Raw genomic sequence first — 13706 nt, 5'->3', positions numbered from 1 at the left:
AGTGGATTACGGAGAGCGAAAGATCGAGGCGAAGTGTGCGGACGTAGCCCACAGATCACGTCCGCAATGTTGGCCCGCGAGCACGCGGGCGGCGCTGGCCAACGGTCCGCTCGCTACGCCCCGCGCGACAAAAACAGAAGCGGCACGCGTCGATAACGCATGCCGCCGCATTGCTGATGTGAACGCGAATCTAGCCGCGCCGTCTCTCGCGCGTCGCAGCCACCTTTCCGATGGTCTGATGCGCGGCCGGAAAGCCGGGCGGATACTCGACGACCCGCGCGGATACCGGCACGAGTGGCGAGGCGCTTGTCGAACGTGCGCCAATGCGTGCACCGCCGACAATGGCGGCCATTGCCTCGCGGTCGAGTTCCACGCTGTTCGTGAGGTCGTTGATGAGAAGTCTGGCCATGGTGTGTTCGCCGAAGAAGCCGCGCGGTGGGACAGTGTAATGGTCTCGTCTGCGCTCGCGGGTGTCGTCAAGTGTGCTGAGGTCTCGTCGCACTATAAGTATAGGAAATCTGTTTTCTGCCTGCCTGGCGGATATGGGCAGGCGGCAGTAGGGACGCCGCCGGTCCTTCGCTACTGCACGCCGTCAAACCGATCACGCCGACGTCGTTGAGCGCGGCGATGCTTATGTATTGCAACTAGATGAGGTTCTGGTTCACCGAGCCGTTGACGTTGGCAATGCCGCTTAGGCCGCCTACAGAGGGCACGCCACCGGCGCGGCCGGACACCGCCGACAACGCGGACGGTCGAGATCACGGGCTCAGGAAAGATCGCGAATCAAGAGGGATGACATGGTGTTTATCCAACGTTGCGCGGAAGAAGAAAGCGATTGGCACGAGGCGGAGCGGCCCAAAGAAGCGGCCGATTCGCCTCGCCGCTTATCACACGTAGATGTTGTTGGTCGACGTGACCGACGGATTGATCGTCGAGGTGATGTCGGCAGCGAACGCAACATTGTTGCCGTTGGCGTTCTGGATGTTGAGCTCGTTGCTGATCAGTTGCGTCGCGTCGACCTTCTTGCTGTAGTTCGGCGCGTAGAGCGGGCTGAAGTTGAAGTACGACGTGGACGGGCCGAAGCCGCCGCGCACCGCGCTCATCGCCTTGCTGTCGAGTTGTTCGGTGATGGACAGGTCTTTGATCATCAGCGTGGTCATGGTGAGTCTCCTGAAAGGGAACGTTGCAGCTCTGCGGTTGGGTTCGAGCAACTTGTCTGCTCGAGTGTCGCTAATGCATGGCCCGTGCCCCATTTAGTCAAGGTTCCTAATAAAAGTATCGGGGCCCTTGTGGCCATGGCTCGCGGACCGACTCGCCGCATTCGCAGCTATCCGCGGCGAGCGGCGAATTCACAGCGAGTGGTGGCAGTCGCCCGACAACGCCTATGGTTCTGTTGGAACGTGCCCGACATCGGCCGCTCATGCATGGCGCGGAGCAATCCTGGTTTGCGAAAGCGCGGGCCGGGAGCTAGTATCGAAGCGGCACATGTAACTGGTTACGAAAGCTTTCCTATCGGCCACAGGAGCCTCGGTCGCGTGCGATCGGGATCTATGGCAGCGGCGGCATCTCGCACAAAATGGCTAGCCTTGCGCGTGTGATTCACGACTTCCAGAACGGCGAGCTGTCCCGTGACGAGTTCGTCGCTCAACTCGACAGCACGTTGGTGACCGGAGGCCTCGGTCCCACGCAGCTGCTGGATATGCTCGGCGCCGCGCATCGTAAAGCGCCGCTGCCGGAGGACATTTACGTCGAAGTGCGGCGGCGGATCGAGCAGTTGCGAGTCTCGAATGTGGCGGCCGGCGGCGACGAAACCGGCATACAAACTACGGTTGAGATTCCATCTGTGCGCTCCACAGGCGCAATGCCTGCGAGCGCTGGAGCGGGTGCGTCCAACGCATCCGGCGTGTCGGGACATGACCAGATCAAAGGCACTGGCGACACGCTGAACAACCGCTTTGTACTCGAAGAGTGCCTGGGCGTCGGTGGAATGGGCACCGTCTATAAGGCGCTGGATCTGCGCAAGCTGGAGGCGTCGGACAGAAAGCCCTATCTTGCGATCAAGGTTTTGAACGTTCAGTTTCGCGGCAATCCGAACTCGCTCGTCGCGTTGCAGCGCGAGGCACGCAAGGCACAGGTGCTCGCGCATCGCAACATCATCACCGTATACGACTTCGACCGCGATGGGCCTATCGTCTATCTGACGATGGAGTATCTGTCCGGCAAGCCACTAAGCCAATTGCTGCGCACGCCGGGCTACCAGGGCATGCCTGTACGGGCGGCATTGCCTATCGTGCGCGGCATGTGCAGCGCGCTCGCGTATGCGCACGAACGCGGATTTGTGCATTGCGATTTCAAACCCGCCAACGTCTTTCTCACGACGAATGCCGAGGTCAAAGTGATCGACTTCGGCATCGCCCGCGTGTTTCAGCGGCCGGAGGAAGAGAGCGATGCAACGGTCTTCGATCCTGGGAGCCTCGGCGCGTTGACCCCCGCATATGCGAGCCCGGAAATGATCGAGCATCGCGAGCCCGATCCGCGCGACGATATTTATGCGCTCGGCTGCATCACGTATGAGCTGTTGACAGGGCATCATCCGTTCGACCGGTTGTCCGCCACGCAGGCGCGCAACGCAGATTTCAAGCTGCAACGGCCGGCTAATCTCGATGCAAGGCAGTGGCGCGCGCTGCGCGCCGCGCTTTCGTTCGACCGCGCGACGCGCATGCCGAGCGTCACGCGCTTTATCGCCGAGTTCGACAACGAAGCGCGCGCCGAAAAATCCGGTGCGTTGGCGAAGGCGGGGCTCGCGGGCTTCGCGGTAATTTGCGCCACGGCTGTCGGCGTGTACGCGTGGAAGTCGGCGCCGAATCGTCAGAGCCAGGCGCAGTTGGGCGCGGGCTCGTCGCAGGGACGCGTCGATCGGGGCGCTTCGTTGTCGACGCAAGCGAGCGCAGCGGTAGCGACAACGGGCGTGGCGTCGACGAGTTCGTCAACGGGCGGGCCAACGGTGGCGTCAACGGGCCCGTCAACGAATGCACCAACGAATGCACCAACGAACGCGTCGACAACTGTCTCGCCGCCCGCACCGCCCCCCGCACCAAAGCCAGCATTAACACTCGCCGCCGTCACGCCGATGCTCGCGCAAGTGCCCTGTTCGGCGTTATCTGCTTCGACGCAGGACCACACGTTGACGGTGCGCGGCTATGTCTCGCAACGCTACGGCACAGCGCGTCTGAAAGATGGGCTGACGCCGCTGCCCGGCGTGGACGCGTTGAAGCTCGATGTCGAGCCCGTCGCGGACGATAAATGCGACACCGTGAAGGCGCTCGCGCCGTACTGGACGCAGAACTGGCAAGCCGGCCACATCGCCGGATTGCATGTGCGTCCGCCGAGCGGCCAGTTGAGTGAGGGCGATCCGCTGGTTGTCGACGTGAGCACGCCCGGCTATGACTCATACGTGAATCTCGACTATTACCAGCTCGACGGTAACGTGGTTCATATGGTGCCGAGCCCGCGCGCGAAGGACAATCAGGCGCCACCGCGTTATTCGGCGACGATCGGCAGCGCAGGCGACTGGGTTATTTCGAAGCCGTTCGGTTCGGAGATGGTCGTGCTTCTGATCACGCCCGCGCCGCTATTCGACAAGCCGCGCCCTGAAGCGGAATCGCGCGCCGAATATCTACGAGCACTCGACGCACGCCTCGCCCAGATAGGCGCGAAGTACGGCCGGGAGCGGATCGTCGCTGACTTCGCGCCGATCACCACGAAGCCTCACGCGCCATGAACCGCCCGTGCTCTCTGCTTAACCGTCAAAAGCGGTCATAGCAGCGCATCACTTCAATTCTTTGACCACGCGGAAGCCGTCCTGCGATTGGCGCACGCCTGCGCTGTATTTGAAGCGTGTCGCGCTGAGCATGTAGCCGCTACCTTCGCGCCACGAGCCGCCACGAATCACGCGCATGTCGCAAGTGGGGCTCTCCCACGCGCGGCCATCTGCGGGGGCGGACTGGTATGAGTTGTGCCAGCAGTCGGCGGTCCATTCCCAGACACTGCCGTTCATATCGTGCAAGCCATATGGATTCGGGGCAAAAGAGCCTGCCAGCTCGGGGCCTTCCTTGTGCCACGGCTCGCCGCAATCCTTACAGTTGGCGTTGCCCTTGCGCATCTGATCTCCCCACCAGTAAGCGGTTGTCGTGCCGCCACGGTCGGCGTATTCCCACTCCGCTTCGGTGGGCAGACGGTACGGCTTGCCGGTAGTTTTGCTGAGCCACTTTACATATTGCTGCGCGTCATCCCAACTGAGATCGCGGGCGGGAGCCGTCTTGTTCGCATTCGTTTCGGGAGTGAGCTTCGGGCACGCGTTCGCGGCGACGCATGCATTCCACTGCTCGACTGTCACCTCGTACTTGCCGATAGCGAACGGTGCACCAATCGTCACGTGATGAACGGGTTTCTCTGATGGATCGTCGCTGCTGCTGCCCATCAAGAACGAGCCGGCGGGCAACGCGATCATGATCGGACACGCCGCGCAATCGCGGCTTTCACCTGCGACCGGCGCACGCGCTGCGGGCTTTTGCGCGGCTGCCGCGACAGGCGGCGTTCCCGGTGCAGCAGCACTCGCAGCGGGCGGAGCAGAAACGGCGCGCTGTCGATCCGGCGTCGCCGTGGCGGGGGGCGTTGCAGGTGTTGAGGGACGCGGGGCTTGCGGGGCCGGTGTAGCCGATGGCGCTGCCGGTTGCGCGACGGGTGGCGCGGGCGAAGCGGCCGCAGGCGCATTCGATGCCGCCGCCCGCAAGCGATCTATGCGGGCATGCGCGAGCGTGGCGAAGCGCCCACTGGGATAGGCCTTCAAATACGCTTCGTAGTCGCCGGGATAGTTACTGTCCTTGATTGAATTCCAGAACGTGATTTCGTATTGTTCACTGCTGTCTTTTGGCAGAATGCCGCGGCTGTGCAGTGTTACGACAGTATCGTCACGGCTCGCCACATATGCGGCAGACGCTTTAACCGCGCTATTTCCCGCTTCTGCCGATGCCGTCAGCGACGACGCAATCCACGGACTCTGCTCGCCGCGCGTTACGTCACGCACCCGGGACGCAACGTTCGCAAGCAGGCTCATCAGGGGCTGTGCCGGTGCTTCGTCGAGTGCCCGCAGCAATGCATGTGTGTAGATGCCATGGTGTATGCCGTCCGCCGCAAAACCACCAGGCGCGGTTGCGTATGCAACGACAGTGTTTGGCGGAAGTGCGGACGCATCCGGCGCAACAGCGGCGGCGAACGGATTGTCGAGACAGGTATCGAGGAATACGAGCTTCAGTTGGCCATCGCGTGAGTGCATTGCTTGCAAGACGTCATTCAGGTCGACGGCCTGGCGAAGCAGCGAGGCCGGCGAACGCACGTCGAGTCCGGCGGGAATCAGCAGCGTCTGCCCGCCGATCCGCATGCCGTGACCGGCGAAATAGAATAGACCGACACCACCTGCAGTCAAACGCTCGCGTAGTTCGCCAATCGCGCGCTGCATAGCCGCTGGTGTTGCATTTGAAAGCACGGTCACGTCGAAGCCGAGCGCACGCAATCTTTTGCCGACAGCTTGTGCGTCGCGCGGCGCGTTCTGCCTTATAACGTCGTGTGAATTGCCGCCATACTCGCCATTGCCTATCACGAGTGCGATGCGTGTCGCGCCAGGGTAATCGCGCTCGGATGCGAACGGCGCGATTGCTCGGTATGCTGGAATCGCCCGGTCCGTCGCGCCGGTGCTTTCACGCGGCCCGGCGGCAAATGTATTGCCGCAATCCACCAGAATGGCCCCGGCCATCCACATCAGCAGGAATATTCGCCACATCTTCGCATCCTGTTTGTTCCGGACAGAACATAGGCATTCGCGCACAGCACCGTTCGCCGCTATACGTCGCCGCTGTACCTACCGTCGTGCACGTATGGGACCTGACGACGCCCTTTGGACCGTCCGCATTGCAACGTATCAACAACCATAGCACGCACTTGGCGGGTCACAACCAACACTTCTACCGAGTGCGCTATACGGTTAACGAGTGTGGCGTATCTTTTTGGCAAGTTACGTCCTAAGCTGATTCACAAAGCAACGCGGCACGGTCGTTTTAACTACGCGGCAGCCGCCTCGCGTGCGCGCCGCGAACGCAGCAGCATCGCCCCGCACTGCCTTGCGCAGTCGAGGTGGCCACGACCGCTCTTCGGGAGAGTGCGCTATGCGAATAACCAACGTCCCCGCTGTTCTCAACCGGAGTCTAACGGCCGCAACTCGGCTGCATGCATGGCGTGCGGTTTCGGGCACTGTGCTCGCCGTGATGATCGGCGGTGCGGCGCTGCCTGTCGCCGCATTCGCCGCGTCGACTGCATCGCCCACGGGTGCCGAGGAGTACATCATCTGGCCGCCCGACGGCGCCGTGATTCACGGCGGCAAGCTGTGGGTGCGCATGGGGCTGCGCAACATGGGCGTGTGCCCGAAGGGCGTCGTGTTTCCGAACACAGGGCATCATCATCTATTGATCGACACGGACCTGCCGGCGCTCGACCAGGAAATTCCATCGGACCGCAATCACCTGCATTTCGGCGCGGGTGAAACCGACGCGCGTATCGAGTTGCCACCAGGCAAGCACACCTTGCAACTGATTCTGGGCGATCACAATCACGTGCCGCACACGCCGCCCGTGTACTCGAAGAAGATCACCATCACCGTGCAGAAAGACTAGCGCGAGCCGCGCGTTCATCGCGGACTCCTCAGGACGGAGAGACGTTCATGTATAAGCTCATCGCAGTCGCGGCGCTGGTGGCGTCGGCGTCATGGGGCACGGCGGATTTAGCCGTGGCGGCGGGAACCCCGGCGCCTGCCGGCGCACACGCCTATATCGGCTATCCAAACGACGGTCAGGTGGTGCCAGCCAATAAGCCGTTTCGCGTGTGGTTCGGATTGCGTTACATGGGCGTGGCGCCAAAGGGCGTCAAGTTTCCGAACACAGGACACCATCATCTTCTGATCGACACCGACCTGCCGCCACCGGACCAGGAGATACCCTCGGACCGCAATCACCTGCATTTTGGCGCTGGTGAAACGGAGACCATGCTCCAGCTGCCGCCGGGCAAGCATACGTTGCAGCTATTGATGGGCGACTACATGCATGTCCCGCACGATCCGCCGGTGTACTCGAAGAAAATCACCGTCATCGCGCGTTGACGTGCTGCGCGCGTGGCATCAACAACGAGCGGCGCGGTGTCACGCGTTGACCAACCATCGCACGCCGGTTGTTGGTTGCAATCCATCAGGTCGAGGCAGACGCATCTTTGCCGCTGGCGGTATTTCAAGGCCGTGCTTCCCCGCAAACCCTTTGCTCAAGGCGCCTCTGCACATTTCTTAGGATAGGAAAACGAAACTGGCACAGCCTATGCGTTTGTGATGTTCGAGCAGACAAGATGCTCGAACCTAAACCGCAAGACTGCGACCTTCCCTTTCGGGAGATTTGCCATGAACACGCTGATGATCGAAGACCTGTCCATCACCGAACAACTCGACAGCAAGGCGATGAGTGCCGTGCGCGGCGGCACCGGCCATACGCATCCGTCGTTGTTGTATATGAACTTTGCGCCGGTGTTTGCGCCGAACAACAGCAAGAAGGTCGATGCGACTCAACTGATCAGCACGACGATAAACATTCAGAACGCCAACTGTAACAACGCAGCCTTCGTTGCCGGCGTGACGACCACAATCGATCCGCACGTGACGTCCAATAACAACATCTACATGTCGTAAGCGGCGCGAGCAGACGCCGCCGCCTGCCGGCCCATGCGTCCGCCCGCACCGATCCTCAAAAGTTCGCGCATCCAATCGTTCTTTTCACGCGACACCTCGTTACCGCACATCTCCGAGCCCATGTTCATGCACTGCTTCGATGGTGAAGCGGCGCCCGAGATGCTTTACTTGAAGCGTGCGCTTGCGTCGTGCAGTGAAGTGGGCGTCATCGGAGAAAATCGTGTCAGCGTTGCTTGATTCACTGGTCCGTCAGCGCTCGTTCAATCACTCCACCGCGGCGACGTTGCGCGGGCTGTGCGCGGCAACCGTATGCGCATTTTCATTGTGTGCGTGCGTCGACGTCAGCATGCCGGACTACAAGCGGCCCGATACGCCTGCCAAAGCGTCGTGGTCCGATCACAAAGGTTCACCGGTATCAGCGGCGGCCACCATCGAACCGGAATGGTGGAAGGGCTTCCACGATTCCACTCTCGATTCGCTGATCGATAAAGCCATCAGCGGCAATTTCGACATCAAGGTGCTGGCCGCTCGCATCGACGTGGCGAGCACGCAAATAGGCGAAGCCAAAGCCGGCGCGCTGCCGACGATGGATCTCGGCGCCGGCGCAAGTTTTCAGAAGACCACCGGGCAGACGTTCACGAAGCAGTACAACGTCGCGGCGCAGGTCAACTGGGACATCGATATCTGGGGCAAAGTCGAAAAGGGTGTGCAGGCGCAAAAAGCCGAGTTCCATGCGAGCGAAGCCGACTGGCGCGCCGGCTATCTGGAACTGGTGTCGAACGTGTCCAGCACCTATTTCCAGTTGCTTCAGTTCGACGACCAGATAGACCAGCAGCAAAGAACGCTCGTTACCAACCGGCAAATCCTGACGATCTACGAAGGCCAGCGCCGCAGCGGCCTCATCCCGCAGACGCAGGTGCTGCGACAGCAGGCAGAGATCAATCGCCTGACGAATCAACTGCTCGAACTGCGGCGCTCGCGCGATCTCGCGAATAACGCGCTGTGTACGCTGATCGGCGTACCTGCAGGCGAGTTTCAATTGCCCAAAGGCCATCTGCAGCAGCGCGTGCAACTGCCTGCGGTACCCGACGGCTTGCCCGCGCAACTTCTGGCGCGGCGCCCCGACGTGGTAGCCGCGGAGTTTAGAGTTCTGGAGGCGTACGACCTCGTCGGTGAGGCCAAGCTCGCGCAATTGCCGACGATCAGCCTGACCGGGCACGGCGGCACGGCGAGTTTCGCTCTTACTGATTTGCTCAAGTCATTCACGTACGGCTTCATGCCCAGTATCAACATTCCACTGCTCGACCCCGGAGTGCGCGCGCATGTGAAGGTGACGCAGGCGCAATCGACAGTTGCGGAGCAGCAATATCGTGCAACGGTGATGGGCGCATTCGAGGAAGTGGAAAATGCATTGGTCAATCTGAACGCGCATAAGGCGCAGCGAGTTGAATTGCAGCAAGAGGTCGATCGTCTGCAAATCGTGGCTGATCAGATCCAGTCGCAACTGAGGCTTGGTCTCGTGTCGCAACTGGAAGTATTCGAAACCGAGCGGACGCTGCTGGAAGCGCAGCAATCTTTGCTGGCCAACCATGAATTGATTCTGTCCGATACGGTACTGCTTTATAAGGCACTTGGCGGCGGCTGGCCAAACGTCGACGTGCAGGCGCAAGTGAAACAGCAATAGAGCAGCACAGCGGAAGTAAAGGAGCACTGAGCTAATCCGCAATGTGGCGAGTGTGAGCCTTATTCGAGCTTCACACCGGGCGCCCATTGGCTTCATAACCGACGACAGGGAATTGACACTCGCGATGCGTGACTTACAATCGTTGAGGAGCCGGCTTTGCAATGGCTCGCTAATAAAAGACCTTCTCGCCGTCGTCCTTCGTGCTGAACCCGCTGTGCTCTCGCAGCAGCGGGTAAACGATTAGTGATCCGGATAAAATGGCCGACGGTGGAACACCCATTGCAGAGGCACGCGCGACCGTCGAATCCGCTTTCGACGTGCTGTTGTCTCCGCTTGCCTCCGGGCAACGTCCTGCGCTGGACGCAATCCGCATTGTCGACAACCTGTTCGCGATTGGACGCAGCGAAGCGCCGTTCACCGATTACCCCGCTGAGCGGATCGCGCGTCTGTCGCGCCGTCACGCGCGGGTGTTCGTCGAGCACGGTGCCATTTATGTTGCGGACCTCGACAGCAAGAATGGCACGACGGTAAACGGCATTGCGGTGCGTCAGACGCCGGCGCGTGTGCGGGCAGGCGACGAACTGTGTTTCGGCGGCGAGTTGTGTTATCGCGTGAGCATTGAGCCGCGCGCGCGCATCGTGGCTGCGAGCAGCACGACCCACGCCCCCGCCTTGTTGCTCGTGCCACAGCGCGACGACCTCGAGCTTCAGCCAATCGAAGTGCAAGCGTTCCCGTTCCTCGTCAGCAAAGCCGATGAGGTTTTTTCGCGCTACAAGGACCGCTACCCGCATCAGGTCAATTACATTTCGCGGCGCCACGCGCATATCTTTCTGAAGGGCACGGAGCTTTACGTCGAAGACCTCGGCAGCACGAACGGCACATTCGTCGGCGGGAAACGCCTCGACGAATCCGCGCTGCCGCTGGCGGACGGCGACGTAGTTGCATTTGGCGGAGACCACTTCGTCTACAGGGTGACGCTGCAAAAACCGCCCGAAAACGAGCCGACCGTGACGCAACTGCTCCTCAATCCCTCAGTCGATGAAGCCGCGGACCCCGACAAAACGACGTTCGTGGGCGCGGCGCATTCGTTTCTCGACATCTTTTGCGTGGATCCGGCGCGCCAACGCGAGGACGAGATTAACGAGGCTGCGCACGCGTCGTCCGCACAAGCAAGACGCGCGTCGTCGGGCGGCGGGGCGGCGGTGGGTGTTGCGAAGGGCGCCAGTGGCGGGTACGGTGCCGACAGCGTCGCGAATGGGGCGGATAACAGCCAGAGCGCGAGCGTCTCGAAGCGCAGGCAGCGCCGCTGGCGCCTCGTCGCTAGCGAACTCGGCAAGGCATTTGCGGGCGACGATCGTGCGGGCATGAGGCGCGTCGCTGCGTGGAGCGGCGTGGCCGTGGTGGTGTTCGGATCTGTGGCGTTGGCGCTTTATCTGCGCGGATCACCCGAGCGCGAGGTGAAAAATCTGCTCGCGAGCGGCGACTATACGAGCGCCGTGAAGTCGGCGAAAAGCTATCTGGCGAGTCATCCCGCCGACACGAAAGTCAGCGCGCTCGCGAGTGAGGCGCTGTTAAAGGGGAGGCTTCCTGGCTGGCTCAATGCACTGCAAAAGGCGCAATTCGAACAGGCCGACGCGATGCTTGCCGACATGAAGTCGTTGAGCGCGAACAATGCGGATGCTGCGTCGTTGCTCGGCGAACTGCAATGGGTGGGCGATCTGGAGCGCTTCGTGGCCGGACGAGGCGGCGTCGAAGCGCCGATCCACATGTACGCGGATGAAGCGACTATAGGCGGCTTGTTGCAGCGCTGGGACGACGATCCGAAGAGTCATCAGCGTTCTCTCGACAGAATCGCGTCATATGTACCCGTTTTTTCGGAACCGTACGCGCGGGCCATGAGCCATCTGCGCAAGCTGGAGAGCGACGATTCAGTTTATCTCGCTGCAATCGAACGGTTAGACGGGACGATTCGCACCGAGTTGGCGCGCGACAAACCAGCAGCGCTGCCGTCTGTGCTGGATGACTATGCGCAACGCTATCCGCGCCTCGCGGGGCTCGACCGTGTGCGCGACGATCTGCGCCAATACACCGCATTGCTGGATGCCACGCTGGCCCGCGAATTGACCTCGCTGCTTTCGCTAATGAAAGCAGCGCGCTTCAGCACACCGCCGTTTCAGGAGCAATATCGGCAACTGGCCGCAACGCGTCTGCCATCGTCAGATGTAATCCAGCGGCTCGACGCGGTAGCCCAGGCATGGAAGCGCGGCGACGCGCAACAGGCGCTGGCCGGATTGCAGTCGATGCCCGCCGGCCCTTGGTCCGATATGCTGACCGCCGAACTGGCTCGTAAAAAAGCGTTGCTCAGCCAATACAGCGACTTGCAAAAAACGCGTGGCGGCAAGGATTACGACCAACGTCTGTTGTCGTTCTATGCGAGCCTCGATCCGTCGGCGGATGTGTGGTTCGCGCACTCGATCGAGAAGGACGTCGCCGCGTTGCACGATAAAGCACTGGCGCGCGCTCAAGACCTGATGCTGCGTGCGCAGAGCCTGTGGAAGCAATATCGCGCGAGCGGCTCCATCGGTGGCACACAGCGGCTCGAAGCCGGCATCTCGCCGGGATTTCGCAATGAGGCGCGTTTGCTCTCCGATGCTCAAACCGCAGCGCAACAGGGCATGCGCATCTATTCGCAGTTGAAAGCGGACCATCCTGCCGACTTCGACCGCCTGCTCGCGGATATCGAAGCCGAAACAAGCTTGCAGCGCCGCTCGCTCACCGAATTGCGCATGGTGCTGGATCCCGGTCTTCTCAAGGCGAAGCTGGCGTTGATTGGAGGCGAGCAGAGTGAAACGCGACAGTCACCCTAGGCCGCTTTCGGAAGCGCTGGAAGATCACAGCGTCGAAGGCATCGCGATACTGACCGCTGAGCCGGTGCGGCTCGCGCGCGCGCTGATCTGGGCAATGGTCGGGTTGGTGGTGGCGGGACTCTTGTGGTCATTCGTGGGGCGCGCCGATGTGATCGTCAGCGCACAGGGCACGCTATCGCCTGATTCTGAAGTGCGCCGCATCTATGCGCCTATCGACGGCGAACTGGCCGACCTCTATATCGCCGAGGGGCAGCCCGTGTCGAAGGGCGACGTGCTCGCACGGCTCAACGCGCGCGGCGCTATCGAAGCCGCGAGCAATGCGTTGCAGGCGCAACTGAAGCTCGAAGATGCGGAGCGGGACTGGAAGCAGTTTCCGCAAAAGAAGGCGCTACTGGAACGAAGAGCCGCCGCACTCAAGGCGCAAATGGAAGTCGAGGCCCGCCTGCATGAAAATCGCGTTTCGGAAGGCACGACCAAACTCGCGGAGGGGCAGAAGGCGGAACTCGACGAGGCGCGCAGCGTACTCGATAACGCGCGGCGCGTGCGCGAGGCGGCGCGCCAGGAACTGGACCGCTATTCACAGCTGTTCGCGCAGCCGGGCGGCGGCGGAATAGCCGAATTGCAGGTCGAGCAGAAGCGAACCGCCGCGATGGAAGCGGATAACGCCTACCGCGTCGCGCAATCGAAACTTGCCGAACTCGACTTCCGTTTGAGCCACGAATATGCAAAGGCGAATGCGGAACTGGAAACAAGCGGCCAGCAAACCACCGACCTTCAGCTTCAATACGACGCGGCGGTGCGCGACGTCACCGACGTCGAAGACAAGTTGCGGCTGCAACTACAGAGCGCGCGGCTTGTATCGGAAGCCGCCGCGCGGATCCGTTTCGAGAACATCGACAAGGACAATTTCCTGCTGATTCTCGCGCCAGTTTCAGGTGTGATTACCGATGTAACGTCGACTCAGCGCGGCGACAAGATTCAGGCGAACTCGCCACTCGGCGGCGTCGCGCCGAAAGACGCGAAGCCCGTGTTGAAGATCGAGATTGCCGAACATGACCGCGCGTTCCTGCACGAAGGCCTGCCGGTCAAACTCAAGTTCAACGCGTTTCCGTATCAACGTTACGGCTTGATCAGCGGCACGCTCGCTTACATTTCGCCGGCCACCAAGCCTTCATTGCAGGACAAACAGCCGGTTTATGAGGGTCGCGTCACACTCGATAAAAACTACTACGAGATTGCGGGCACGCGTTATCCATTGCGTTATGGCATGACAGCGAGTGCGGAGATCGTGGTGCGCGAGCGGCGGCTAATCGACTTGGGTCTCGATCCGTTCAGACAGGTGGCGGGTTGACCGTGCGGATCACACATCAACCAT

At 61.3% G+C, this 13706-nt stretch carries 10 protein-coding genes; 7 read left to right on the top strand and 3 right to left on the bottom strand.

Features of this window, described 5'->3' with window-relative positions; genetic code table 11:
- Positions 1 to 190: 190 nt before the first annotated feature.
- The gene (locus tag JMY24_RS19795) at positions 191 to 409 is read right to left on the bottom strand and encodes a hypothetical protein (protein WP_128596182.1); all 219 of its coding nucleotides are present in this window, start codon (positions 407 to 409) and stop codon (positions 191 to 193) included.
- Positions 410 to 887: 478 nt separating this feature from the next.
- On the bottom strand, positions 888 to 1160 hold the full coding sequence (locus JMY24_RS19790) for a hypothetical protein (RefSeq protein ID WP_128596183.1): 273 nt from the start codon (positions 1158 to 1160) through the stop codon (positions 888 to 890).
- 416 nt (positions 1161 to 1576) lie between these two features.
- Between JMY24_RS19790 and JMY24_RS19785 the strand changes: the two genes are divergently transcribed.
- Positions 1577 to 3781, top strand: coding sequence for a serine/threonine protein kinase (locus JMY24_RS19785; RefSeq protein WP_201702722.1), 2205 nt, complete (start codon positions 1577 to 1579; stop codon positions 3779 to 3781).
- 48 nt (positions 3782 to 3829) lie between these two features.
- On the opposite strand, the gene JMY24_RS19780 is transcribed toward JMY24_RS19785, so the two are convergent.
- Positions 3830 to 5839 carry an SUMF1/EgtB/PvdO family nonheme iron enzyme gene (locus JMY24_RS19780; protein ID WP_201702720.1) on the bottom strand — a complete coding sequence of 670 codons (2010 nt, stop codon included), beginning with the start codon at positions 5837 to 5839 and terminating at the stop codon, positions 3830 to 3832.
- 382 nt (positions 5840 to 6221) lie between these two features.
- Here JMY24_RS19780 and JMY24_RS19775 point away from each other — a divergent pair, with 382 nt between their 5' ends.
- The 6 genes from JMY24_RS19775 to JMY24_RS19750 all read left to right on the top strand — a co-directional run bounded on the left by JMY24_RS19775 (position 6222) and on the right by JMY24_RS19750 (position 13682).
- On the top strand, positions 6222 to 6725 hold the full coding sequence (locus tag JMY24_RS19775; protein ID WP_128584067.1) for a DUF4399 domain-containing protein: 504 nt from the start codon (positions 6222 to 6224) through the stop codon (positions 6723 to 6725).
- Between the two features lie 47 nt (positions 6726 to 6772).
- Entirely contained in the window at positions 6773 to 7207 is a 435-nt protein-coding gene (locus JMY24_RS19770) for a DUF4399 domain-containing protein (protein WP_128584066.1), read from the top strand.
- Between the two features lie 288 nt (positions 7208 to 7495).
- Complete coding sequence (locus tag JMY24_RS19765) at positions 7496 to 7780, top strand: hypothetical protein (protein WP_128596185.1); 285 nt, start codon at positions 7496 to 7498, stop codon at positions 7778 to 7780.
- A 220-nt stretch (positions 7781 to 8000) separates the two neighbouring features.
- Positions 8001 to 9464, top strand: coding sequence for an efflux transporter outer membrane subunit (locus JMY24_RS19760; protein ID WP_128596186.1), 1464 nt, complete (start codon positions 8001 to 8003; stop codon positions 9462 to 9464).
- A gap of 257 nt (positions 9465 to 9721) precedes the next feature.
- A complete protein-coding gene (locus tag JMY24_RS19755; RefSeq protein WP_201702718.1) occupies positions 9722 to 12331 on the top strand; it encodes an FHA domain-containing protein in 2610 nt (869 codons plus the stop codon).
- On the top strand, positions 12309 to 13682 hold the full coding sequence (locus JMY24_RS19750) for an HlyD family efflux transporter periplasmic adaptor subunit (protein ID WP_128584063.1): 1374 nt from the start codon (positions 12309 to 12311) through the stop codon (positions 13680 to 13682). Before JMY24_RS19755 ends, JMY24_RS19750 begins: the two co-directional genes overlap by 23 nt.
- The last annotated feature ends 24 nt before the right edge of the window (positions 13683 to 13706 follow it).

This window comes from Paraburkholderia kirstenboschensis (assembly GCF_904848585.1).
Taxonomy (GTDB): Bacteria; Pseudomonadota; Gammaproteobacteria; order Burkholderiales; family Burkholderiaceae; genus Paraburkholderia; species Paraburkholderia kirstenboschensis.
Note: the sequence above shows the minus strand (reverse complement) of the source record. Positions and strands in the feature narration are given on the sequence as shown.